The organism is Microlunatus phosphovorus NM-1, from assembly GCF_000270245.1.
In the GTDB taxonomy this organism is placed as follows: domain Bacteria; phylum Actinomycetota; class Actinomycetes; order Propionibacteriales; family Propionibacteriaceae; genus Microlunatus; species Microlunatus phosphovorus.
The window spans coordinates 4,606,047-4,628,265 of record NC_015635.1 but is presented as its reverse complement, the minus strand read 5'-3'; the positions used below and the strand labels follow the sequence as shown (position 1 = coordinate 4,628,265).

The 22,219-nt window shown below is 67.7% G+C and carries 22 protein-coding genes; 11 read left to right on the top strand and 11 right to left on the bottom strand.

The genetic code is table 11. From position 1 onward, the window contains the following. Positions 1 to 78 precede the first annotated feature (78 nt). The 7 genes from MLP_RS20870 to dapD form a co-directional block, all read right to left on the bottom strand. A complete protein-coding gene (locus MLP_RS20870) occupies positions 79 to 2,361 on the bottom strand; it encodes a heavy metal translocating P-type ATPase (RefSeq protein ID WP_013865165.1) in 2,283 nt (760 codons plus the stop codon). Positions 2,362 to 2,392: 31 nt separating this feature from the next. Further along, positions 2,393 to 3,334, bottom strand: a complete 942-nt coding sequence (locus MLP_RS20865) for a hypothetical protein (RefSeq protein ID WP_013865164.1) — start codon at positions 3,332 to 3,334, stop codon at positions 2,393 to 2,395. After that, positions 3,331 to 3,543, bottom strand: a complete 213-nt coding sequence (locus MLP_RS20860; protein ID WP_013865163.1) for a heavy-metal-associated domain-containing protein — start codon at positions 3,541 to 3,543, stop codon at positions 3,331 to 3,333. Before MLP_RS20860 ends, MLP_RS20865 begins: the two co-directional genes overlap by 4 nt. Positions 3,544 to 3,659: 116 nt before the next feature. Continuing rightward, positions 3,660 to 5,870 (bottom strand): heavy metal translocating P-type ATPase, encoded by a 2,211-nt coding sequence (locus MLP_RS20855; RefSeq protein ID WP_013865162.1) that lies wholly within the window; start codon positions 5,868 to 5,870, stop codon positions 3,660 to 3,662. A gap of 119 nt (positions 5,871 to 5,989) precedes the next feature. Continuing rightward, entirely contained in the window at positions 5,990 to 6,589 is a 600-nt protein-coding gene (locus tag MLP_RS20850) for a short chain dehydrogenase (RefSeq protein WP_013865161.1), read from the bottom strand. Positions 6,590 to 6,654: 65 nt separating this feature from the next. Then, positions 6,655 to 7,518, bottom strand: a complete 864-nt coding sequence (locus MLP_RS29350; protein WP_013865160.1) for a hypothetical protein — start codon at positions 7,516 to 7,518, stop codon at positions 6,655 to 6,657. Between the two features lie 19 nt (positions 7,519 to 7,537). After that, positions 7,538 to 8,503 carry a 2,3,4,5-tetrahydropyridine-2,6-dicarboxylate N-succinyltransferase gene (gene dapD / locus MLP_RS20840; RefSeq protein WP_013865159.1) on the bottom strand — a complete coding sequence of 322 codons (966 nt, stop codon included), beginning with the start codon at positions 8,501 to 8,503 and terminating at the stop codon, positions 7,538 to 7,540. Positions 8,504 to 8,538: 35 nt separating this feature from the next. Here dapD and dapE point away from each other — a divergent pair, with 35 nt between their 5' ends. From dapE to MLP_RS26705, 4 genes are all read left to right on the top strand, one after another. Continuing rightward, a complete protein-coding gene (gene dapE / locus MLP_RS20835) occupies positions 8,539 to 9,630 on the top strand; it encodes a succinyl-diaminopimelate desuccinylase (RefSeq protein ID WP_013865158.1) in 1,092 nt (363 codons plus the stop codon). Positions 9,631 to 9,753: 123 nt separating this feature from the next. Next, positions 9,754 to 10,515, top strand: coding sequence for an LOG family protein (locus MLP_RS20830; protein ID WP_013865157.1), 762 nt, complete (start codon positions 9,754 to 9,756; stop codon positions 10,513 to 10,515). A 130-nt stretch (positions 10,516 to 10,645) separates the two neighbouring features. Then, positions 10,646 to 11,056, top strand: coding sequence for a DivIVA domain-containing protein (locus MLP_RS28150; RefSeq protein WP_013865156.1), 411 nt, complete (start codon positions 10,646 to 10,648; stop codon positions 11,054 to 11,056). Beyond that, complete coding sequence (locus tag MLP_RS26705) at positions 11,053 to 11,523, top strand: SRPBCC family protein (protein WP_013865155.1); 471 nt, start codon at positions 11,053 to 11,055, stop codon at positions 11,521 to 11,523. The genes MLP_RS28150 and MLP_RS26705 overlap by 4 nt, the downstream gene beginning before the upstream one ends. On the opposite strand, the gene MLP_RS20815 is transcribed toward MLP_RS26705, so the two are convergent. Continuing rightward, positions 11,504 to 12,304 (bottom strand): enoyl-CoA hydratase/isomerase family protein, encoded by an 801-nt coding sequence (locus MLP_RS20815; RefSeq protein WP_013865154.1) that lies wholly within the window; start codon positions 12,302 to 12,304, stop codon positions 11,504 to 11,506. The genes MLP_RS26705 and MLP_RS20815 overlap by 20 nt on opposite strands. A gap of 114 nt (positions 12,305 to 12,418) precedes the next feature. Between MLP_RS20815 and MLP_RS27060 the strand changes: the two genes are divergently transcribed. Then, on the top strand, positions 12,419 to 12,586 hold the full coding sequence (locus MLP_RS27060) for a DUF3117 domain-containing protein (RefSeq protein ID WP_013865153.1): 168 nt from the start codon (positions 12,419 to 12,421) through the stop codon (positions 12,584 to 12,586). Positions 12,587 to 12,676: 90 nt separating this feature from the next. Further along, positions 12,677 to 13,156 (top strand): YbaK/EbsC family protein, encoded by a 480-nt coding sequence (locus MLP_RS20810; RefSeq protein WP_013865152.1) that lies wholly within the window; start codon positions 12,677 to 12,679, stop codon positions 13,154 to 13,156. 225 nt (positions 13,157 to 13,381) lie between these two features. Here the strand turns inward: MLP_RS20810 and MLP_RS20805 are convergent, their stop codons facing one another. Together MLP_RS20805 and glgA are read right to left on the bottom strand one after the other, a co-directional pair. Beyond that, the gene (locus tag MLP_RS20805) at positions 13,382 to 14,074 is read right to left on the bottom strand and encodes a phosphoribosyltransferase (RefSeq protein ID WP_041793132.1); all 693 of its coding nucleotides are present in this window, start codon (positions 14,072 to 14,074) and stop codon (positions 13,382 to 13,384) included. Between the two features lie 40 nt (positions 14,075 to 14,114). Next, a complete protein-coding gene (glgA, locus tag MLP_RS20800) occupies positions 14,115 to 15,320 on the bottom strand; it encodes a glycogen synthase (protein WP_041790405.1) in 1,206 nt (401 codons plus the stop codon). 213 nt (positions 15,321 to 15,533) lie between these two features. Between glgA and glgC the strand changes: the two genes are divergently transcribed. Next, the gene (glgC, locus tag MLP_RS20795) at positions 15,534 to 16,760 is read left to right on the top strand and encodes a glucose-1-phosphate adenylyltransferase (RefSeq protein ID WP_013865148.1); all 1,227 of its coding nucleotides are present in this window, start codon (positions 15,534 to 15,536) and stop codon (positions 16,758 to 16,760) included. A gap of 226 nt (positions 16,761 to 16,986) precedes the next feature. Beyond that, the gene (locus MLP_RS20790; protein WP_013865147.1) at positions 16,987 to 17,928 is read left to right on the top strand and encodes a type IV toxin-antitoxin system AbiEi family antitoxin domain-containing protein; all 942 of its coding nucleotides are present in this window, start codon (positions 16,987 to 16,989) and stop codon (positions 17,926 to 17,928) included. A gap of 100 nt (positions 17,929 to 18,028) precedes the next feature. Here the strand turns inward: MLP_RS20790 and MLP_RS20785 are convergent, their stop codons facing one another. Then, positions 18,029 to 18,691, bottom strand: coding sequence for an O-methyltransferase (locus MLP_RS20785; RefSeq protein ID WP_013865146.1), 663 nt, complete (start codon positions 18,689 to 18,691; stop codon positions 18,029 to 18,031). A 179-nt stretch (positions 18,692 to 18,870) separates the two neighbouring features. On the opposite strand from MLP_RS20785, the gene dapA reads away from it, so the two are divergent. From dapA to MLP_RS20770, 3 genes are all read left to right on the top strand, one after another. Continuing rightward, positions 18,871 to 19,770: a 4-hydroxy-tetrahydrodipicolinate synthase gene (gene dapA, locus MLP_RS20780; protein WP_013865145.1), complete on the top strand. Its 900-nt coding sequence runs from the start codon at positions 18,871 to 18,873 to the stop codon at positions 19,768 to 19,770. A gap of 219 nt (positions 19,771 to 19,989) precedes the next feature. Then, positions 19,990 to 20,655, top strand: a complete 666-nt coding sequence (sigE, locus tag MLP_RS20775) for an RNA polymerase sigma factor SigE (protein ID WP_013865144.1) — start codon at positions 19,990 to 19,992, stop codon at positions 20,653 to 20,655. Next, complete coding sequence (locus tag MLP_RS20770; RefSeq protein ID WP_013865143.1) at positions 20,652 to 22,211, top strand: zf-HC2 domain-containing protein; 1,560 nt, start codon at positions 20,652 to 20,654, stop codon at positions 22,209 to 22,211. The genes sigE and MLP_RS20770 overlap by 4 nt, the downstream gene beginning before the upstream one ends. The last annotated feature ends 8 nt before the right edge of the window (positions 22,212 to 22,219 follow it).

Here is a 22,219-nt window from a genome sequence, read left to right as displayed (position 1 = left end):
TTGGGAAATGGGGCCCTATCAATCTATCTGCATTTATACGCAGATACTAGGGCTACGGGTTTCCGGAGAGGCTGAAAATCAGTTCGTGGCGTTGGACCGGAAGCTGCGCAGTCGCAGGCTGTTGCCGACCACGAAGACGCTGGAGAACGCCATCGCGGCACCGGCCAGCATCGGGTTCAGCAGACCGAGTGCGGCGAGCGGGATCGCGGCGACGTTGTACGCGAACGCCCAGAACAGATTGGTCTTGATGGTGCCCAGGGTCCTGCGAGACAGCCGAATCGCGTCGGCGGCCGCGCGCAGATCACCGCGGACCAGGGTGATGTCGGAGGCCTCGATCGCCACATCGGTGCCGCTGCCCATCGCCAGACCGAGATCGGCTTGGGCCAGGGCGGGGGCGTCGTTGACGCCGTCGCCGACCATGGCCACGACCTTGCCCTCAGCCTGCAGCCGGGACACGACCTCGACCTTGCCTGCGGGCAGCACCTCGGCGATGACCCGGTCGATGCCGACCTCGGCGGCGATCTGCCGAGCCACCGTCTCGTTGTCACCGGTCAGCAGGATCGGGGTCAGCCCCAGGCCCTTCAGCTGGGCGACGGCCTGCGTACTGGTCGGTTTGACGGCGTCCGCGACCACCAGCACCCCGCGAGCCTGACCGTCCCAGCCGACCGCGACCGCCGTCTTGCCCTCGCTCTCGGCGGCGGCCTTGGCCGCGGCCAGGTCGTCGGGCAGCTGCTGCGACCACTCGGCCAGCAACGTCTCCCGGCCGACCAGCACGGCGTGCCCGTCGACGATGCCCTGCACACCCTTGCCTTCGACGTTGGCGAAGTCCTCCGGTGTGGGCAGCGCCCCGACCTCCTCGACCGCCCCCTTCACGATGGCCTTGGCAATCGGGTGCTCGGAGGCGTTCTCCAACGCTCCGGCAAGCCGTAGCAGCTCGCTTCGATCGGTGTCAGGGGCGGTGTGCACCTCGACCAGGGTCATCTTGCCGCTGGTCACCGTGCCGGTCTTGTCGAGTACGACGGTGTCGATCTTTCGGGTCGACTCCAGCACCTCGGGGCCCTTGATCAAGATGCCGAGTTGCGCGCCGCGACCGGTGCCGACCAGCAGCGCGGTCGGCGTAGCCAGACCCAACGCGCAGGGGCAGGCGATGATCAGCACCGCCACCGCGGCCGTGAACGCGGCCGTCGTGCCGAACCCGGCACCCAACCACACGCCGAGTGTGCCAACCGCAATCGCGATCACGATCGGCACGAACACCCCGGAGATCCGGTCGGCAAGTCGCTGCACCTCGGCCTTGCCCGACTGCGCGTCCTCGACCAGCTTCGCCATCTGCGCCAGCTGGGTGTCGGCGCCGACCCGAGTGGCGCGGACCACCAGCCGGCCACCGGCGTTGACCGTCGCACCGGTGACGGTGTCGCCGACACCGACCTCGACCGGCACCGACTCCCCGGTCAGCATCGAGGCGTCGACCGCCGACGTACCGGTCACGATCACTCCGTCGGTGGCGATCTTCTCGCCGGGCCGGACGATGAACTCGTCGCCCACTCTCAGGTCCTCGACTCCGATCAGCGTCTCCACGCCGCCCCGCAGGACGGCGACCTCCTTGGCGCCGAGTTCCAGCAGGGCCCGCAGGGCGGCCCCCGCCTGCCGTTTGGACCGCTTCTCGAAATAGCGGCCCGCCAGGATGAACATGGTCACCCCGGCCGCGACCTCGAGGTAGATGTTGGCGGCACCGTCGCTGGGGGCGACGGTCAACTCGAAGGGGTGGGTCATGCCCGGTTCGCCGGCAGTGCCGAAGAACAGCGCATACAGCGACCACAGGAACGCCGCCGTGGTGCCCAGCGAGATCAAGGTGTCCATGGTCGCTGCGCCATGGCGCAGGTTGGTCCAGGCCGCCTTGTGGAACGGCCAGGCGCCCCAGACGATCACCGGTGCGGCCAGGGCGAGTGAGGCCCACTGCCAGTAGGTGAACTGCAGTGCGGGAAGCATCGCCAGCACGATGACGGGCACCGCCAGCACGACCGACCCGATCAGCCGGTTCCGCAGCGACACCAGCTCGTGATCGACCTCATCCTCGCCAGTGCCGATCGCCCCGGCCGAGGTTGTCGAGACCTTCTTGGGGGCTGGCAGGGTGGCGGTGTAGCCGGTCTTCTCGACCTCGGTGATGAGCAGCGCCGGATCGTAACCGGCCGGGACCTCGACCTTCGCCTTCTCGGTGGCGTAGTTGACCGAAGCGGTCACACCGTCCAGCTTGTTCAGCTTCCGTTCGATCCGGTTCGCGCACGACGCGCACGTCATGCCGCCGATCTCCAGCTCATAGCTCGACCCCAGCTGCTGGACTTCAGCCGCCGACTCGGTCATCCATGCTCGCCTCTCCCTGCTTGGTGGTTGCTCAGTTGTGGTTGCTGGCGTCGAGCACGAACGACGCGGTGTGCACGGTGCCGTCGACCTGGAAATCCAGGTAGAGCAGATAGCGTCCGGCCGTCGGAGCCTCGGCGGCGAAGGAGATCGCCGGGCCGGCAGTCGCCCCCGGCGCCGGGTCCTCGCCTTCGGCATGCACGTGCAGGAAGGCCAGGTCGCCCTCCCGCAGCGCGACCAGGTGCCCGAAGGCTCCCAGGTAGGGCTGCAGCGTGGTGACCGGCCGGCCGTTCCGGGTGACCTCGAGGGTCAGCTGGCGTGACTCCCCGGCGGCCAGGTCGCCGCTGAGGCTCACCTGGTAGCCGCCGACGGTGTCGGTACGCTGCACCGCGGTCGCTGGTCGCGGCGTCACGTCGCCGGCCACCTCGACGGTGCGGGTCAGCGTGACATTCGGAGCGTTCTCACCGTTGGGTACGAAGTCGGTGAACACCCGGTACGTCCCCGCCTCGGTCCAGGTCCACGGCACCGACCAGGTCCCCGTCTGCGGATCCATCGTGGGGTGCACGTGCTCGAAACGCTGCCCGTCGCTGCGAACCACGATCAGGTGCAATTCCTTCTCGTGCGATACGGCGAAGTCGGTGAACGGCTTGTCGTCGGCACCGAGGACGGTGAAAGACAGCTCACCGGCCTTCCCGACCTTCGTCGGCGTGGTCACCGGGCCGAGGACGAGGTCGTCCTGGACCAGCGACAGTCCCCGGAGTGTTGCGGTCTCGGCTTGGCCGGCGGAATGCTCCCCACCGCCGCCGTTATCCGCCTCTGTTGACTCATGCTGTGTTGACTCGTGACCGGATGGGGCCGGCTGCTGCCGGGCCGCGACCGTCGCGTCCGGAACGAACGCCGAGCCGGCGGCGAACGCGCCGCCGAAGATCAGCACCAGAGTGGCGCCGTAGACACCGAGGCGTCCGGCGGCGTTCATGCCACTCGCACTGCTGAATATCCGGCCTCCTCGACCGCCCCGTAGACGGCAGCGTCGGACAACGGCTCCGAACTGGTCACCACCAGGGTGCCGGTGGCCGCGCTGACCTCGATCCGCTGTACGCCGATCAGCTGGCCAACCTCTTCCCGGATCGACATCTCGCAGTGCCCGCAGCTCATGCCGGTCACCTGGTACTCGCTCGTGCTCATCGCTTGATCGTTCCCTTCTGGCAAATGTCTCTCGTACCCCTCGGGGGTATCTCTACCTTATACCCCTATGGGGTATCCGACAAGGTCGTCATGCTCGACCCAGAGGTGGCAGCGGGTCATCGCTGGGGACGCCTCGTCGATCTCAGGGCGCGTACGCCGGGTGGGGCTGTTGGTCGGTGCCGGTCCGGCACGATCGTGTCGGGCCGAAGGTCCAGCCTGCGCAGCAGCTGGGCGTTGGCGGCGACGACGATCGTGGACAGCGACATGAGTATCGCCCCGACTGACATGGGCAGCACGAATCCGATCGGAGCCAAGACCCCAGCGGCAAGCGGGACCGAGATCAGGTTGTAGCCGGCCGCCCACCACAGGTTCTGCTTCATCTTGCGGTAGCTGGCCTTGGACAACTCGATCACCGAGAGCACCGACCGCGGGTTGTCGCTGGCCAGGATCACCCCGGCGGAGGCGATCGCCACGTCAGTGCCGGCACCGATCGCAATCCCGACATCGGCCTGCGCCAGTGCAGGTGCGTCGTTGACGCCGTCCCCGACCATGGCCACCCGCCGGCCTTCGTGCTGGAGCTGCTGGACCTTGCCCGCCTTGTCCTCTGGACGTACGCCGGCGAAGTAGCGGTTGATGCCCAGCTCGGCCGCCACCGATGCGGCGACGGCCTCGGCGTCGCCGGTGATCATCACCACCTGGACGTTGCGCTCGTGCAGCGCTGCGACGGACTGCCGGGACTCGCTGCGGATCTCATCGGCCAGCCGGAGTGCACCGGCCACCCGGTCGTCGACCAGCACATGCAGGATGATCGCACCGTCGGTACGCCACTGGTCGGCGATCGGCAGTTCGTCGGCCCCCTGCTCCTGCAGCAGATTCGGTCCACCGACGTGAACCCGATGGCCGTCGACGGTCGCGGTGACACCCACAGCAGGGGAGGAGCTGAAGTCGTTGGCCGGGCTGAGGCCCAGGTCGCGCTGCCCGGCGGCGCCCACGATGGCCTTGGCCAGTGGGTGCTCGGAGTCGGCTTCGGCGCTCGCCGCCAGCCGCAGCACCTCACCTGCACTCCACTCCCCGCCGGGGATCGGCTCGATCGCGGTCACCGTGGGTTGGCCCTTGGTGAGCGTGCCGGTCTTGTCGAACAGCACCGTGTCGACGGTCCGCATCGATTCCAGCGCGAGCCGGTCCTTGACCAGGACGCCGCCGCGGGCGGCGCGCTCGGTGGCGATCGAGACCACCAGTGGAATGGCCAGACCCAGAGCGTGCGGGCAGGCGATCACCAGCACTGTGATGGTGCGGACCACACCCTCGTCGGGCAGCCCGACCAGGGTCCATACGATCGCTGTGATCGCGCCGGCGCCCAGTGCGAACCAGAACAGCAACGCCGCGGCCCGGTCGGCGATCCGCTGCGCCCGAGAGGAGGAACTCTGCGCGTCGCTGACCAGCCGTCGGATGCCGGCCAGGGCGGTGTCCTCGCCGACGGCGGTGATCTCCACCCGTAGTCCGGAGTCGGTCGCGACAGTGCCGGCGACGACCGGGTCGCCTTCGCCGCGGTGGACCGGCTTCGACTCGCCGGTGATCATCGACTCGTCCATGCTGGCCGAGCCGGACCGGATGCTGCCGTCGGCCGGGACCCGGCCACCTGGCCGGACCACGACCACGTCACCGAGCCGGAGATCGGCGGGTGCGACCAGCTCGGTGCCGTCGCCGCTCACCCGTTCGGCCTCGTCCGGCAACAGCGCGGCCAGCGAGTCGAGCGCGGAGGTGGTCTGGGCCAGGGATCGCATCTCGATCCAGTGACCGAGCAGCATGATCACGATCAGCAGCGCCAGCTCCCACCAGAAGTCCAGCTCGTGGTGCAGCACGCCGAGGCTGGCGCCCCAGGAGGCGAGGAAGGCGACCGTGATCGCCAGCGCGATCAACAGCATCATCCCCGGCTGCCGACCCTTGATCTCGCCTATCGCACCGGTCAGGAACGGCTTCCCACCCCAGGCATACATGACGGTGCCGAGCACCGGCGAGATCCAGCCGATCCATGACGGAGCGGGCAGCTGATAGCCCAACAGCATGGCGAACATGCCCGAGAACACGATCACCGGGACCGCCACCACCAGCATGATCCAGAACAACCGGCGGAACTGGCCGACGTGATCCCCATGACCGCCATGACCGGCGTCCCCGCCGTGCTCTGAGTGCCCACCACGGGTGGGTTGCCCGGTCGGGGCGGCGGGATGGCCCGCCTGATCGGCAGGTTGACCGTGGTGCTGGTGGCCGGCGTGCTCGTCGTGCGTGACGTGGTCGGGGTTGCTGTGCTGCTGGTGGTCGCTCATCTGGTCCTCAAGCTCAGTCGAGACGTTCGGCGGCCATGGCTTGTTCGCCGCACTCCACCCTGAGCATTATACCCCCCTAGGGTATTCCAGATCGGACGATCTGCCGGGGAAGGTTCGGATCAGTAGCCGACGCGGTAGATCTGGCCGGTCTGGCGGCCGCGGACCGACTTCACATACGCTCGGCCGGCTTCAGCGACGGCAACGGGCTTGTGGCCGGGGAAGTAGTCGGCGTACGCGTCCCAAGCTTCTTCGAAGACCGTCGCGCTCACCGCGTTGATCCGCAACCCGCGCGGCAGCTCGATGGCAGCTGCTCGGACGAACGCGTCGAGGGCGCCGTTGACGGTGGCGGCGACCGCTCCGGTGACGATCGGATCGTAGGCCAGCACCCCGCTGACCAGGGTGAAGCTGCCGCCATCGCTGAGATGGTCGATGCCTTGGCTGACGAGCTCGATCTGGCCGAGGAGCTTGTCGGTCAGCCCGGCCAGATAGTCGGCCCGGGTGAGCTCGGTCAGCGGCTTGAACGGGGTCACTCCGGCGCTGCAGGCAATGGCATCGACCGTGCCGATGCTCTCGAGCAGAGCGGCGATGCTGTCCGGATCCGTGATGTCAACCGGATGGTCTCCATGGCGGGAGGCGGTGATCAGCTCGGCGTCGACGCGGAGCGCGTCGGCGACTGCGGTGCCGAGGGTGCCGGACGCGCCGACGAGGAGGATGCGCATGACTGTGGTCCTTCTGGTTTGGGTCGGGTGGTTGATCTTGATTCGTTGCTCGTGCTCGCGGCTTCTCAGCGGACGGTGATCCTCACCTGCTTGGGATACAAGGGATCCTCGGCAGCCACCCAATCCGGCAGCTTCTTGGCGTTGGTGTTCCACTGCTTGTTGCCGACCACCACCTGCACAGTGCCGTACTGGGCGGAGTTCGCGACCGCGAAGGAGCCGTACGCCCACGCGTCGTCCTTCGACTCGGCGGTGATCGTCAAGACCTTCCCCTCCGCGGAGGCCTTCGCCGCCGACCCGAAGGTCACGGTCAGCGCCGAGCGGAGTCCCTTCGCGTCGCCGTCGGCCCCGGTCCGGTCCAGGCAGGTGAACCCGGCCGGAGTCTGGCCGGTCAGGGTGCTGGCCAGCACCCTGGCATCGGCCTCATGATCGCGGTATGCCTCCGGATGGCCGGAGATCTGCACCTTCTGGGCGACCTCGGTGATATCGCGGGTCTGCCAGTTCGAGACCTTCACCAAGGCGTTGTAGAACTTGCCTGCGGCATAGTGCGGATCCATCAGCTGCTTCTCGGTGCCCCAGCCTTGCGACGGGCGCTGCTGGAACAGCCCGACGGAGTCTCGGTCACCATAGTCGAGATTGCGGATTCCGGACTCCTGGTAGGCGGTGGCGAGCGCGATCGACGCCGCCCGCGGTGGCAGTCCGCGCTTCACCGACAATCCGGCGATGATCGACGCGTAGTGCGCCTGCTCCAGGCTGACGGCCGTCGAGTTGGCCCCGGCGGTCGCCACGCAGCGCTGCTTGCCGGGCACCGGTGCGGGCTGCCACTTCCCGGCGATCCAGGAGAATCCGCCGACCGCGAGGGCGACTACTGCGGCGAGCAGCAGGACGCCGACGATGACGCAGCCGCCGAAGCGGGCGTTGCGAGAAGGCACGGTGACTGGCTGCCCCGCCTCAGTTGGCGTGCAGCACGGCGTTCAGCTCGACGGCCTGGCCGGCCCGTCGACGTACCTCGATGGCGCCACTCACCGAGTTGCGGATGTAGAGCAGTCCGCTCTGCCCGGACAACTCGGCGGCCTTGACCACCTGACCGCCCGGCAGGCTGACCTTTGTCGCGGCCGTGACATAGAGCCCGGCCTCGACGATGCAGTCGTCACCGAGGGAGATACCGATGCCCGCGTTGGCCCCCAGCAGGCAGCGCTCGCCGACCGAGATCTGCTGCTTGCCGCCACCGGACAGGGTGCCCATGATCGAGGCGCCGCCGCCGATGTCGGAATCCGCACCCACGATCACTCCGGCGGAAATCCGGCCCTCCACCATCGAGGTGCCCAGGGTGCCGGCGTTGAAGTTGACGAAGCCCTCATGCATCACGGTGGTGCCGGCCGCCAGATGAGCGCCCAGTCGCACTCGGTCGGCGTCGGCGATCCGTACACCGCTCGGCAGCACGTAGTCGACCATCCGCGGGAATTTGTCGACGCCGTAGACGGTGACCTGACCGTGCTTGGCGCGTAGCCCCAGTCGTACGCTTTCGAATCCGGCGACCGCGCAGGGACCTGCGGAGGTCCAGACCACGTTCGGCAGCGCCCCGAAGACGCCGTCCAGATTGATCGAGCGGGGCTGGACGAGCCGGTGGCTGAGCAGATGCAGCCGCAGGTAGGCGTCCACGGTGTCGGCCGGGGGCGCGTCGAGGTCGATCGTGATCGAGGTCAGCTCGGTCCGGACCTCGCGAAGCGGATCAGACCCGATCAGCTGATCGATGCCGACCGGCAGCTCACCTGGATCGGAGCCCAGCCGGGGCTCGGGGAACCAGGCGTCCAATGCGCCGGAGGCGTGCACGGTCACCACACCCCAACCGGCGGCAGACCGCGTTTCGGTGGGCGTCGAGTCGGCCGGGTTCACGGTGGGGGCAGGCGCACTCATGCGCCGAGGATACCGGCGTCGGTAAGGTGCGGATCATGCCTGAACCGTTGCTGGAAACCCCGGTGCTCGATCTCACCTCCGATCCGGTCGAGCTGCTGGCGACCTTGATCGACATCGAGTCGGTCAGCGGCACCGAGCGGCGGATCGCGGACACGGTCGACCAGGCCCTCCGCGCGTACGGCCATCTGGAGGTCATCCGCGACGGGAACGTGGTGATCGCCCGCACCCACCTGGGTCGGGCCGGTCGGGTGGTGATTGCCGGCCACCTCGACACGGTGCCGATCGCGTCGAATGTGCCGCACTGGCGAGAGGGTGCGGGCGCTGACTTGGAGATCTGGGGCCGCGGGGCCTGCGACATGAAGGGTGGCGTCGCCGTTCAACTGGTGTGTGCGGCTGCCCTGACTGCACCGCAACGCGACCTCACCTGGATCTTCTACGACAACGAGGAGGTCGAGGCGGAGCTCAACGGACTGGGCCGGATCGGCCGGGAGCGCCCTGAGTTGCTGACCGGCGATTTCGCTGTGCTGTGCGAGCCGACCAGTGCCCAGATCGAGGGTGGCTGCCAGGGCACGATGCGGCTGGCCTGCGAACTGACCGGCCGAGCAGCGCACTCGGCTCGAGCCTGGATGGGTCACAACGCGATCCACGACGCGGGTGCCTTGCTACACCTGCTTGCCGATCACGTGCCGGCTCAGGTCGAGGTCGACGGCCTGACCTATCGCGAGGGTCTGAACGCGGTCTCGATCAGCGGCGGCATCGCGGGCAACGTCATCCCGGATCGCTGCCGGGTGGAGATCAACTATCGGTTCGCGCCGGACAAGTCCGCTGCCGAAGCCGAGGCGTACGTCCGTGATGTGCTGCCCGGTTTCGAGTTGACGGTGACCGACGTCGCGATCGGCGCTCGGCCGGGGCTCGACCAGCCCGCCGCGGCGGAGTTCTTGGCTGCTGTCGGGGCCGAGGCCAGCGCGAAGTTCGGCTGGACCGACGTGGCCCGCTTCGCCGAGATGGGCATCCCGGCGGTCAACTTCGGTCCGGGAAACCCGAGCAAGGCCCACGCCGACGACGAGTTCTGCCCGGCGGCGGAGGTCTACCGCTGCCGGGACGCGCTGCTCGCCTGGCTGGGCTAGTTGCCCGGCTCACTCTGGGATCTGCTCGATCTTGTTGGATCTGCACTACCTGCAGATCGAGCAGAACCGACAAGATCGAGCAGCTGTGAGGGTGCGGGGTGAGCGGGTACTAGGGTCAGCCGGGTGAGTGAGGAGATCCCCATCACCCGGGGGAAGCGGCGGGTTCGGTCCTTCCAGGGACCAGTGCTACGTACCGACGACCAGGTGCCAGGGACCACGACCGACCAGCGGTTGCTCGACTCCCGTGGACCGACGGATTGGGTGCACACCGATCCGTGGCGGGTGATGCGGATCCAGACCGAGTTCGTCGAGGGATTCGGCACCCTGGCCGAGCTCGGACCGGCGATCAGTGTGTTCGGTTCGGCGCGGACGGCTCCCGACCACTGGAGCTACGCCGCCGCGGTCGAGTTGGGGCGGCAGTTGGCGCAGTCGGGTTTCACGGTGATCACCGGTGGCGGCCCGGGGATCATGGAAGCGGCCAACAAAGGGGCTGCCGAGGCGGGCGGGCGATCGGTCGGGCTCGGCATCGAGCTGCCGTTCGAACAGGGCCTCAACGACTACGTCAACCTCGGCATCAACTTCCGCTACTTCTTCGCCAGGAAGACGATGTTCGTGAAGTACGCGCAGGGCTTCGTGGTGCTGCCCGGCGGCTTCGGCACCTTCGACGAGCTTTTCGAGGCGCTCACGCTGGTCCAGACCCGCAAGGTGACCTCGTTCCCGGTGGTGCTGTTCGGCAGCCACTACTGGCAGGGACTGGTGGACTGGATCCGCGACTCGGTGCTCGACTACGGATGCATCTCCGAGCCCGATGCCCAACTGATGCAGGTCACCGACGATGTCGACGAGGCCGTCGCCATCATGCGCGCCTCCCGCGACCCTCGCTGAGTCCACGCCGGCCGCACGGTCTTGTTCCGTGGTCCCCCCAGGAGGGGGACCACGGAACAGAAGACGGGCTGGGGAGGTCGGCGAGCTCGGCAGGCCACGACGGTACGGGTTGGCGTGGCAGGATCGAGGCGTGGAATGGTTCATCGCCGTGGTCGTCGTGGCTGCGCTCGGGGTCGCCGCCATCGTGGCGGCAGGAGGGCTGGGATCGATGCCGGCAGAGCCGACGCGGGACGTCTTCCGTCAGGATCTGCCCATTGATCGCGACTTGACCGGGGAGGATCTGCGACGACTTCGATTCGGGGTTGCGGTGCGCGGTTATGCGATGAGCCAGGTGGACGACGTGCTGGATCGGCTCAGCGGCGAGGTCGCCGAACGGGACCGGCGGATCGCCGACCTCGAGGCTCTGCTGGTCGAGCACGGGATCGAGTACCAGTCGGACAAAGCATCCGGTGACGAAGGGCCGGCCGGCGATGGGTCGACGCACCAGGTGCCACCGGGAACGGAACCAGGCGGCGAACCCAAGGTCGAATACCTCAGGTGAGTCTCGAGCTGCGCGTCAGCCATGGGATTCCGGCACCTCCGGCGGCGGTCTGGGACGTGCTGGTCGACTGGATCGGGCAGCGGCGTTGGATCCCGGTCACCACCGTGCGGGTGGTAGGCGAGCGGACCTCGGGTCTGGGTGTCCGCTGCGACGCGCTCTCCGGTTGGTGGCTCGGCAGGTTTCCCGCGGGCCTGCTCGATCGCTTCATCGTCACGGCCTGGCGTCCGCCGACCGCGGCCGAGCCGGGCCTGTTGGAGGTGCTGCACCTCGGTCCGTACTTCACCGGACCTGGTGCCTTCGAGCTGGTGCCGGCGGCTCACGGGACTGAGGTGCGGTGCACTGAGATCGTCGACGTGGTCGGCGGGCGGGTGGTCACCCGGCTGGCCGGTCTGCTGACGCCGGTGATGCGAGCCGGCTTCCTGAGCAGCTTGCGTGCCTTAGGCAGGCTCAGCTGCGCTGACCGGTGAAGGTGGGCGGCTGCTTCGCCAAGAAGGCATCCACTGCGCGGCGATGATCCGGGGTAGCCCCGGTACGCTGCATCAGCTCAGCCTCGCGAGCCAGCGCATCCGTCAGCGTGTTGCTCGCCGCGTACGCCAGTGCCTGCCGGATCGCTGCGTACGCTTGCGTCGGACCTGCCGCAAGGCGTGCGGCGAGTTCGGTTGCTCGATCGTCGAACTCGGTGTCGGGCACGACCTCCGAGGCAATGCCGAGTCGCAGCGACTCCTCGGCCGAGATCGTGCCACCCAGATAGAGCAGCCGGAAGGCGACCGTGGGACCGACCAGGCGGGGGAGTGTCCAGGAGCAACCGGTGTCACAGCTCAACCCGATCTGCGCGAACGCCAGGTTGAAGCCGGCACTCTCTGCCACGATCCGATAGTCGGCCAGGAATGCCAGCGAGGCACCAGCCCCGGCGGCGATCCCGTTGACCGCGGCGATCACCGGCTTGTCCATCGTGTGCAGCAGGGTCGCGATCGGGTTGTAGTGCTCGGCAACGGTGCTCAACACTTCGTCGGCGCCGGCCTGCTCGAGGTCGACGGCGTGCTCCCGAAGGTCCTGGCCGACACAGAACGCTCGCCCCGACCCAGTGAGCACCACGCAGCGGATGCCGCGATCCGCGGCGAGATCCTGCAACGAGGTCAGCAACAACTGCTTGGTCGCCAGGTCCAGAGCGTTCAGAGCGTCCGGGCGATTCAGCCGGACCAGTCCGACCCCGCCGAGACGTTCGACCAGCACAGAATCCCCAGGCATGTGTGGACTATAGGAGCCTGGTGTCTGATCTCGTGACCCGCATAGGCGAAAGTTGGTCGAGTACGGAATAATCGGTGTCGATAGTTCTGGAAGACGACAGATGAGGATGCGCACATGGCTGCCATGAAGCCGCGGACGGGTGACGGCCCGATGGAGGTCACCAAGGAGGGTCGGGGAATCGTCATGCGAGTCCCGCTCGAAGGGGGTGGCCGATTGGTTGTCGAACTCAACGCCGATGAGGCCGCCGAGCTCGCCGGCGCGCTGCAAGAGGTAGTCGGCTAGTCCTGGCACCACGACGAGTGAACGGCCTCCCGCAGACATGCGGGGGGCCGTTCTGCATGTTCTGTGCTGGGGCATGTCAGGATGCTCGCCATGTCGACCGCCGCCGTACATCCCAGCGTGGAGAAGATCAACGCGATCCTCGCCGAGAACGGTCTCCCGGGCCGGGTGTGGATCCTCGAGGACGCCGCTCCGACAGCGCAGGCAGCTGCTGACCAGATCGGCTGCGAGGTCGGCGCCATTGCGAACTCGTTGGTCTTCACCACCGGTGACGGTGAACCCTTGATGGTGATGACCAGCGGCGCGCATCGGGTGAACATCCGTGACCTCGGTAGTCGGATCGGCGTCACCATCAAACGGGCCAGCGCGGAGTTCGTCCGCGAACACACGTCCCAGCCGATCGGCGGTGTGGCGCCGTTCGGTCACCCGCGCCCCATCCGGACCATCATCGACGTCGACCTGGCGGCGTACGACCAGCTGTGGGTCGGTGGTGGCATCCCGCACGCGGTCTTCCCGCTCACGTACGCCGATCTGGTGGCCATGACCGACGGCGAGGAGCTTCCCGTCGCCTGAGCGATTCCGTCTCCCACGCTCTGGTTACCGGAGCGGTCCGTCTCCCACGCTCTGGTTACCGGAGCGGTCCGTCTCCCACTTCGCACCATTTCATGCGACTGCGCACCGGGTACACCCCATGCGGGGTAGACCGAAATGGTGCGAAGTCGGGATCGGGGCCGGGTCGAGGAGTCGGATCCGGGCGACCGGAGCGGCCGCAAGATTCGTCTCGGAACGACGATGAGGTCAGGGACCGGAGCGGCCGAGGATCTCGAGCACCTCGGAGTCGGTTGTCTGGGTGAAGTCTCGATAGTGCTCACCGACCGCGCGGAACGGGTCAGGGCGGCGCGGGCAGACCACCAGGTCGGCCAACTGCTCCAGATCGTGGCAGGCTTCTGCCGCGCCGACCGGCGCAGCTGCGATCACCAACGATGCGCCGGCCCGGCGGACGGCCGCCACGGCGGCGCGCATGGTGGCCCCGGTGGCCAGCCCGTCGTCCACGACGATCACCACGCGCCCGGCGACCGGTGGCGCCGAACCGAACGCCGCGACCCGGCTCTGCAGCACGGCGGTCTCGCGGTCGATCAGACGGGACAGCCGACGATCGGACAAGCCCAGTTGACGCACCCAGTCGGTGTTGATCACCTGTTCGACCCGGTCACCGATCGCGGCAATCGCCCCGATGGCCAGTTCGGGCTGCCCGGGTGCGCCGAGCTTGCGTACCACCAGCACTGACAGCGGGACCCCGAGAGCCTGTGCGACCGGAGCGGCGACGGGTACGCCTCCTCGCGGCAGGGCGAGCACGACCGGGCTGACCGCTCCGAGACCCGCGCCGCCTGGATCACTCGTGAGCAGGGACGGTTCGACCGTACGCACGATCTCGTCGGCCAGGACCAGACCGCCCTCGACCCGATCGGCGTACCGATTCGGCCCGATCATGATCGAGGCCAGCTCATGACCGAAGCCGCAGGATCGAGTTTCAGCCGGCGTGTGCGGCGATCGCGGCACGGTAGACGTCGACGGTCTCCGCGGCGATCTTGGCCCAGGAGAACTCGTCGATGCACCGCTGCCGACCCGCCAGTCCGAAAGCTGACGCACGATCCGGATCCCGGGTCAACTCGTTGATCTTGGTCGCCATGCCCTGCTCGAACTCGGCGACGGCCGCGGGGTCATCGGCCTGGGCCGGATCGTAGGGCACCAGATAGCCGGTCTCGCCGTCGACGACGACCTCGGGGATGCCGCCGACCGCCGAGGCGACCACGGCGGTCTCGCAGGCCATCGCCTCGAGGTTGACGATGCCGAGCGGCTCGTACACCGACGGGCAGGCGAACACCGTCGCATGCGAGAGCACCTGCCGGACCTGTGCCCGCGGCAGCATCTTCTCGATCCAGATCACGTTGCCCCGCTTCGCCTCGACCGTCGCGAACGCATCGCCGATCTGCTGCGCGATCTCGGGGGTGTCGGGGGCGCCGGCCAGCAGCACGAGCTGGGTGTCCGGGTCGAGATACTCGGCAGCCCGGACCAGGTGGATCAGCCCCTTCTGCCGGGTGATCCGCCCGACGAAGACCACGGACGGCTTGTCGAGGTCGATCCCGAGATCGGTCACGATGTCGGTGCCCGCGTCGGGGGCGAACTCGTCGGTGTCGATGCCGTTGCGGACCACATGCACCTTGGCCGGATCCAGGTCTCGGTACGAGTCCAGGGTGTCGGTGCGCATCCCGGCACTCACCGCGATCACCGCGTCGGCGGCCTCGAAGGCGGTGCGCTCCGCCCAGGACGACAGCCGGTAGCCGCCGCCGAGCTGCTCGGCCTTCCATGGACGGTGCGGCTCCAGCGAGTGCGCGGTGGTCACGTGCGGGATGTCCTGGAACATCGCGCCGAGCATGCCGCCCAGATTCGCGTACCAGGTGTGGGAGTGGATCAGATCGACCTGCGGCACAGCGGCCGCCATCGCCAGGTCGGCTCCGAAGACGCGCAGGGCGGCGTTGGCTCCCTCGGGATAGGTCTCCGGGTGGGCGGTCGCCCCTTCGCGAGGCTCGCCCATGCACTGCACGTCGACATCGATCAGCTTGCGCAACTGGGGGACGAGTTGGGCGACGTGCACGCCGGCGCCGCCGTAGATCGAGGGCGGGTACTCCCGGGTGAACAACGAGATGCTGAGACGGTCACCGTTCGCTGGGCTCATGCTGGGCATCGTTGCACAGCCCGTACGGTGTCGAAAAGGGACCGCTGATCTTGTGAGCGCGAGCCCCGACCGGGGTGCTGACCGGACGGTGATCACCGTCGGCACGAGACACGTGCTTGGCCGCTTGTCGCCCGACCGTGGAAGCGCCTAGGTTGAATCCGGATCCGGGCACCGGTCCCGGCATTGGCGTCGAGCAAGGATAGGTTTCAACACATGGCAACCTCGCGTCCCAAGGTTCTTGCGATCGTCCTGGCCGGCGGCGAAGGCAAACGGCTGATGCCGCTCACGAAGGACCGCGCCAAGCCCGCCGTCCCCTTCGGCGGGACCTATCGACTGATCGACTTCGTGCTGTCCAATCTCGCCAACGCCGAGATGCGACAGATCGCCGTCCTGACCCAGTACAAGTCCCACTCGCTCGACCGGCACATCTCGCTGACCTGGCGGATGTCGACACTGCTCGGCAACTATGTGACCCCGGTGCCGGCGCAGCAGCGCCTCGGCCCCCGGTGGTACCAGGGCAGCGCCGATGCGATCTTCCAGTCGATGAACCTGTTCGTCGACGAGAATCCCGACTACGTGGTGGTGTTCGGTGCGGACAACATCTACCGGATGGACGTCTCGCAGATGCTGGACGCGCACATCGAGGGTGGTCTCGACTGCACGGTGGCCGGCATCCGGGTGCCACGCGAGCAGGCGAGCGCCTTCGGAGTGATCGATGCGGGCGAGGACAACAAGATCAAGGAGTTCCTGGAGAAACCTGCCGATCCGCCCGGGCTGCCGGACGACCCGAATGCGTCGTTCGCCTCGATGGGCAACTACATCTTCACCTGCGAGGCCCTGGTGGAGGCGCTGTTCGCGGACTCGTCGAACCTCGACTCACGTCATGACATGGGCGGCGACATCATTCCGAGCTTCGTGTCCCAAGGAAACGCCCAGGTCTACGACTTCACCAAGAACGACGTGCCGGGCACGGGGGAGCGCGACAAGGCGTACTGGCGTGACGTCGGCTCGGTCGATGCCTACCACGAGGCTCACATGGATCTGGTCTCGGTCGACCCGGTGTTCAACCTCTACAACACCAGGTGGCCGATCTGGAGCAATATGCCGCAGTTGCCGGGTGCCAAGTTCACCCTCAACGGCACCGCCACGGACTCGATCGTCAGCCCAGGTTGCATCATCTCCGGAGGGCGGATCGACCAGTCCGTGCTGTCCCCGAATGTCCGGGTGGCCAACAACGCCAACATCCGTCAGTCGGTGATCTTCGAGAACGCCCGGATCGGCGAGGGCGCGGTGATCGAGCGCGCCATCCTCGACAAGAACGTGCTGGTCGAGGCCGGTGCGACCGTGGGCGTCGATCTCGACGAGGACCGTGCCCGCGGCTACACCATCTCCGACGGCGGCATCACCGTGGTCGGCAAAGGCATCACCGTCCGGCGGTAGTTCGGCGCTGGTCGTCACGCGGCCGTACCCGTGCTTTCGACCCGGGATCTGCTCGATCTTGTTGGCGTCGCTCTATCTGTAGATGGTGCAGATCCGACAAGATCGAGCAGATCGTGGCGGGCGCCAAGATCCGCGTACGTGACCGCGAAGAAAGTTGTCCACTATCTGTGGATAACCCCGACGTCGGGTTGGCGTTTGGGCTGCCACAACGGGTCGGCTGTCCTGCATGGACAACAACGTGATTCTTGCCAGTGACTTCCGGCGGCTTGGGGTGACGAGCGACGAGGTGGCCCGAATGGTCCGCCGAGGCGAGCTCATCCGGCTACGCCGAGGTGCCTATCTCCGGGCGTCCGGCGTTGCTGACGCTGCCGACCCGTGGGCGCTGCGGACCCGACACCTCCAGCTGATCGATGGCACCATGCCGCAACTGCATCCGAGGGCAGCGCTGAGTCATGGGTCGGCTGCCGCCCTTCATCGGCTGCCACTATTTCCGGCGATGACGGAGACCGTCCACGTGACCCGTGACCGACGAGGTGGCGGGGCGGTCCGCCCTGCCCTACGGGTGCATGGCTCACCGCTGAGAGACCTCGATCGTGGGGTCATCGACGGTCACCCGGTGACTTCCCTTGCTCGTACGGTCGTGGATCTCGCACGGACCGCGTCGTACGAGCAAGCGGTCGCCGTCGCTGATGGCGGACTCGCGCTCGGTGCCGATGTCGGGCAGCTCGCGGAGAGCGTCGAGCAAGCCAGGTCGTGGTTGGGAGCACCACAGGCACGCAGAGTGCTCGCGTTCGCCGATGGACGAAGTGAGAGCGTTGGTGAGTCGTTCAGCCGGATCAGGATCCAGCGGATGCCCGTGCCGGCACCCACGCTGCAGTACGAGGTGCTCGACCACTGCGGCCAGTTGGTCGGCCGGTGCGACTTCGCCTGGCTGGAACGGCGTACCGTCGGGGAGTTCGACGGAAAGGTGAAGTACGGACGATTCCTCCGCCCGGGAGAGACGATCGAGGAGGCCGTGCTCCGCGAGAAGCTGCGCGAGGACGCCATCCGAGATCAGGGCTGGCAGGTCGTGCGGTGGACCTGGGATGACCTGTGGACTCCACAGGTCATCGAGGATCGGATCCTCCGTGCATTCGACCGCGCCAAGCGCTTTCCCCAGGCGGGGTGAGGGTCTGGAGGGCCGCCGGATCTGCTCGGGTTTGTCGGCGCTGCACTACCTAGAGATAGAGCAGAACCGACAAGATCGAGCAGATCGGGGTGGGCTGGCGTCAGAGCTTGACGGCGACCAGGAGGCCGTCGCCGACGGGGAGCAGGGCGGGGCGCAGGCTCTCGTCGTCGGTGACCATGCTCAGCGCGTCGCGGATGGCGATGGTCTCGTCGTCGTCGTTGCTGGGGTCGGCGGTGCGGTCGTGCCACAGCGCGTTGTCGACGGCCAGGATGCCGCCGGGACGCAGCAGTCGTACGCCCTGCTCCACGTACGCGGGGTATTCGACCTTGTCGGCGTCGATGAAGACCAGGTCGTACGCCCCGTCGCTGAGCCGGGGGAGCACATTCAACGCGGCGCCGGCGATCAACCGGAAGCGCTGGGTCGGGATGCCGACCGACAGGAACGCCTTCCGGGCGACCCGTTGGTGCTCCGGCTCGATGTCGATGCTGGTGAGGATGCCGTCCGGCTTCATGCCGGCGAACAGGGCCAGCCCGGAAACCCCGGATCCGGTGCCGATCTCCACGACCGCCTTGGCGTGGACCACGGACGCCAAGAACGTCAATGCGCTCGCGGTGCCCCGGCCCAGCGGTGCGACGCCCAGGGGCGCGGCAGCCGCGCGTGCTTCGGCGGCGGCTTCGGACTCGGCGACGAGATCCTCCGCGTACGCCCAGGACGCGGCCTTGGGAGCGGACTTCACAGGGGTCTTGACAGGTACGGCGGTCACGGACGTCAAGCCTAGTGGTTGCCGGCTGAAGCAGGCGCCGGGGCAATAACATGTGGTTGCAGCAGGCGGTCACGGGCCGGCGACCGACTCACGGGAGTCGGCTCCGGATGCAGTAACTTCTATTGTTTGACCAGTGATCGCCTGGCTTAGACGACAAATTCCACGGTTAGGATGCCTCAATGACCCCCGCGCCTCCGTTCGGACGCCTGCTCACGGCGATGGTGACCCCGTTCACCGACGAGGGGAAGGTCGACTACGACGGTGCTGCGGCGCTGGCGACGTACCTGGTCGACGAGCTGGGGAACGACGGATTGGTGATCAGCGGGACGACCGGGGAGTCGCCGACCACCACCGACGCGGAGAAGAGCGAGTTGCTCCGGGTTGTCGTGGCCGCAGTCGGGGACCGCAGCACCGTCCTGGCCGGGGTCGGCACGTTCAGCACCGAGCACACTCGAACGCTGGCCGCGGCGGCGGCCCAGGACGGCGCGGCCGGACTGCTGGTCGTCACCCCTTACTACTCGCGGCCGCCGCAAAGCGGTGTGCTGATGCACTTCACGGCCGTGGCCGACGCATCCGAGCTGCCGATCATGCTGTACGACATCCCGCATCGCGCGGGCGTTCCGATCGCCACCGACACCATGCTCCGGCTGGCCGAGCACCCGCGGATCGTCGCGGTGAAGGATGCCAAGGGCGATCTCCAGGCGTCGGCGAAGGTGCTGGCCGCCACCGATCTGGCCTACTACTCCGGCGATGATGGCATGACGCTGCCACTGCTCTCGATCGGCGCGGTCGGGGTGGTCGGCACCTCGACTCACTTCAGCGCAGTCGGGATGCGGTCGTTGATCGAGGCCTATCTGGGCGGTGACGTGGCCGGCGCCCTGGCCTGGCACCGGAAGCTGCTGCCGATCTTCACTGGCGTCTTCGCCACCCAAGGCTGCATCCTGGTCAAGGCCGGTCTGCGGCTACAGGGATACGGCAACGGCCTGCTGCGTTCGCCGATGCCGGTGGCGACCGAGGCCGAGGTCGCCGGCCTGGTCGCTGCGCTGGAGGCAGCAGGTCTGCCGATCGGGAACGTCTGAGCGACCTGCGACGTTGATTTCGGGGAGACATCGCTCACCGAGACTTTGGTCACAAGCGGCCCGGCGCACAGGCTGCTGACAGCTTCGTCTCAGTCTCTGCCCAGAATCATCCGGGAGAATAAGAGTCCGTTGGTGATCGACAAGCAAGGGAAGGGAGGCGTCGTGACTCACTGGCCGGCGCCTGAAACCGTCCCGACGACCGCGGGGTCGACTCCCGCGGTGTCGAGTGCAGCAGGGACGGCTGCTCCCGGTCGGACCTGGGCGCCCCCAGCCCCGCAGCAGTGGACGCCGCCGAGCTGGGAGCAGATCGTCCGGGACCACAGTGCGCGGGTCTATCGGTTGGCGTACCGGCTGACCGGCAACCCCCACGATGCCGAGGATCTCACCCAGGATGTTTTCGTCCGGGTCTTCCGCTCACTGCACACCTTCCAGCCGGGTACGTTCGAAGGCTGGCTGCACCGCATCACCACCAACCTGTTCTTGGACTCAGCCCGCCGCAAGCAGAAGATCCGCTTCGACGGACTCGCCGACGGCGCCGACGAGCGGCTGCCGAGCAACTGGCCCACGCCGTCGGAGGTGCTCGCCGACGCCGGTCTCGATCATGACGTCGCCGCCGCCCTGGCGGCCCTGTCGCCGGAGTTCCGCGCCGCCGTGGTGCTCTGTGACATCGAGGGACTGACGTACGAGGAGATCGCTGCGGTCTTGGACACCAAGATCGGCACCGTCCGCAGCCGCATCCACCGTGGTCGGGCGCAGTTGCGTACGGCGCTGGCACACCGGCGCCCGAGCGGCGAGCGCGAGCGCTATCTGGGTGTCGAGGTCGAACAGGGCGGGATGCCGGCGCTGGCCGGTCAGTCGATACCGGGGTACGCGAGGGGTTCGTGAGGCCGGAGTCCTGCGCTGACCTGGACGAACTCCGGTCGGCGTACGTCGATGGTGCGCTGGGGGACAGTGACCGCGAGCGGCTTCTGGCCCATCTGGTCGATTGTGCCGACTGCCGACGAGACGTCGCGGAGATGCGGCACATCCGATCGCTGCTGACCGCAGCCGGCACCTTGGACTCGGCGCCGGTCGATCTGTCGGATCGCCTCGTCTCGATCGCCGGCGACGAGGCCACCGAGCCACTGTGGACGCGTCCGTTTCGCCGCACCCAGACACCTGGTCGGCTGCCTACTCGCCAGCAGCTGGTACGTGCGCGCGTGCTCGCGGCTGTGCTGGGGTCCAGCCTGGCCGTGCTGGCCATCCTCGGCATCGGTTACGTCAGCGCGCCGGCCGTGAGTCTGGCGAACGTCGATCCGACGAGGCAGGCCACCATCGAGTTCACCACTGCCGTCTCTGGCTTTCCCTTGGACGGGCGGGTCAGTGGGGCTTTGCAGGGTCTGGCACCGGTCACCGGCACCAATATGGATCGCCCGGAGCCGATCTCGCGGTCGGGCAAGCCGCTGTCGAAGTCGAAAGCGATCAAGGTCTTGGTGCGCGCCGGCCAGGCCGGCTGGGAGTCGAGTTACACCGCGAACCAGGTCGTCACACTGACCCGCGACGGACAGCAGGTGAGCAACACGGTGCAGGTGATCAGCCGCGGCGATACCGGTTTGGAGCTGCGGACCGTGCCGTCGGACTCGTCGGCGGCGCCGGTCACGCTGACCTATATCGAGTCGGAGCACTCGAGTCGACTGGCCGATGCCGACTTGGTCCAGTTGCTGGCGCGCCGCTATACGCTGCGTGGCTGGAAGGGACAGCTGTATGGCGGTCGTCCCGCTGTCGTGGTCGAGGCGGTCGACCCGTCGGTGCCGGCTCCTGATCAGCCAGGCGATCAGACAGCCGGCGGAGCCGAGCCGGCGGCCGACGACGAGGCGGACGGCGTGGTAGCCCGCTGGTGGATCGGCGAGCAGACCTTTCTCATCCTGGGACAGGAGACCTTCGATGGTTACGGCAACCTGGTGACCTCGAGCCGGTTGACCGACCTGCAGATGGGGCAGGTGAGCGAGGATACGGTCGCGTTGCCTGCCTCGCCGGCACGGACGACGACCACGCTCACGCTCTCGCGGGCAGCCGAGCTGCGCAAGAACGGTTGGATCTGCTTCGATCGGCTGGCCGGTCTGCAGTTGCAGCGGATCCGTACCGATGGTCCCGCCCACCCGGACCTCGTGCATCTGATCTACAGCGACGGACTCACCACGGTCAGTGTCGTCGAACAGCGCGGCCGGCTGGAGGACGCACCGGCCGGCAGTACCCAGAACAAGACCCTTGGTGCCTGGGTCACGAGCGGGATGCCGAGCACCGCGACCTGGTCCTCGGGCGATGTCGTGCTGACCGTGGTGACCGATGGGTCACCCGTCACGCTGACCGCAGCCGTCGCCGCGCTGCCACACAAGGCTTTCCGCGGCCAGACTACGATTGAGCGCGTTCGTGCGGGCTGGTCCCGCATCCTAGGGCGATGAGCGGTGAC

Excerpts from the sequence above, each read along its gene's own strand:
- MLP_RS20850 (WP_013865161.1), bottom strand. The coding sequence starts at position 6,589 with ATGCGCATCCTCCTCGTCGGCGCGTCCGGCACCCTCGGCACCGCAGTC.
- MLP_RS20855 (WP_013865162.1), bottom strand. The coding sequence starts at position 5,870 with ATGAGCGACCACCAGCAGCACAGCAACCCCGACCACGTCACGCACGAC.
- MLP_RS20790 (WP_013865147.1), top strand. The coding sequence starts at position 16,987 with ATGGACAACAACGTGATTCTTGCCAGTGACTTCCGGCGGCTTGGGGTG.
- MLP_RS20815 (WP_013865154.1), bottom strand. The coding sequence starts at position 12,304 with ATGCCTGGGGATTCTGTGCTGGTCGAACGTCTCGGCGGGGTCGGACTG.
- glgA (WP_041790405.1), bottom strand. The coding sequence starts at position 15,320 with ATGAGCCCAGCGAACGGTGACCGTCTCAGCATCTCGTTGTTCACCCGG.
- MLP_RS20865 (WP_013865164.1), bottom strand. The coding sequence starts at position 3,334 with ATGAACGCCGCCGGACGCCTCGGTGTCTACGGCGCCACTCTGGTGCTG.
- dapA (WP_013865145.1), top strand. The coding sequence starts at position 18,871 with ATGACCCCCGCGCCTCCGTTCGGACGCCTGCTCACGGCGATGGTGACC.
- glgC (WP_013865148.1), top strand. The coding sequence starts at position 15,534 with ATGGCAACCTCGCGTCCCAAGGTTCTTGCGATCGTCCTGGCCGGCGGC.
- dapD (WP_013865159.1), bottom strand. The coding sequence starts at position 8,503 with ATGAGTGCGCCTGCCCCCACCGTGAACCCGGCCGACTCGACGCCCACC.
- MLP_RS27060 (WP_013865153.1), top strand. The coding sequence starts at position 12,419 with ATGGCTGCCATGAAGCCGCGGACGGGTGACGGCCCGATGGAGGTCACC.
- MLP_RS20870 (WP_013865165.1), bottom strand. The coding sequence starts at position 2,361 with ATGACCGAGTCGGCGGCTGAAGTCCAGCAGCTGGGGTCGAGCTATGAG.
- MLP_RS20805 (WP_041793132.1), bottom strand. The coding sequence starts at position 14,074 with ATGATCGGGCCGAATCGGTACGCCGATCGGGTCGAGGGCGGTCTGGTC.
- MLP_RS20810 (WP_013865152.1), top strand. The coding sequence starts at position 12,677 with ATGTCGACCGCCGCCGTACATCCCAGCGTGGAGAAGATCAACGCGATC.
- dapE (WP_013865158.1), top strand. The coding sequence starts at position 8,539 with ATGCCTGAACCGTTGCTGGAAACCCCGGTGCTCGATCTCACCTCCGAT.
- MLP_RS20860 (WP_013865163.1), bottom strand. The coding sequence starts at position 3,543 with ATGAGCACGAGCGAGTACCAGGTGACCGGCATGAGCTGCGGGCACTGC.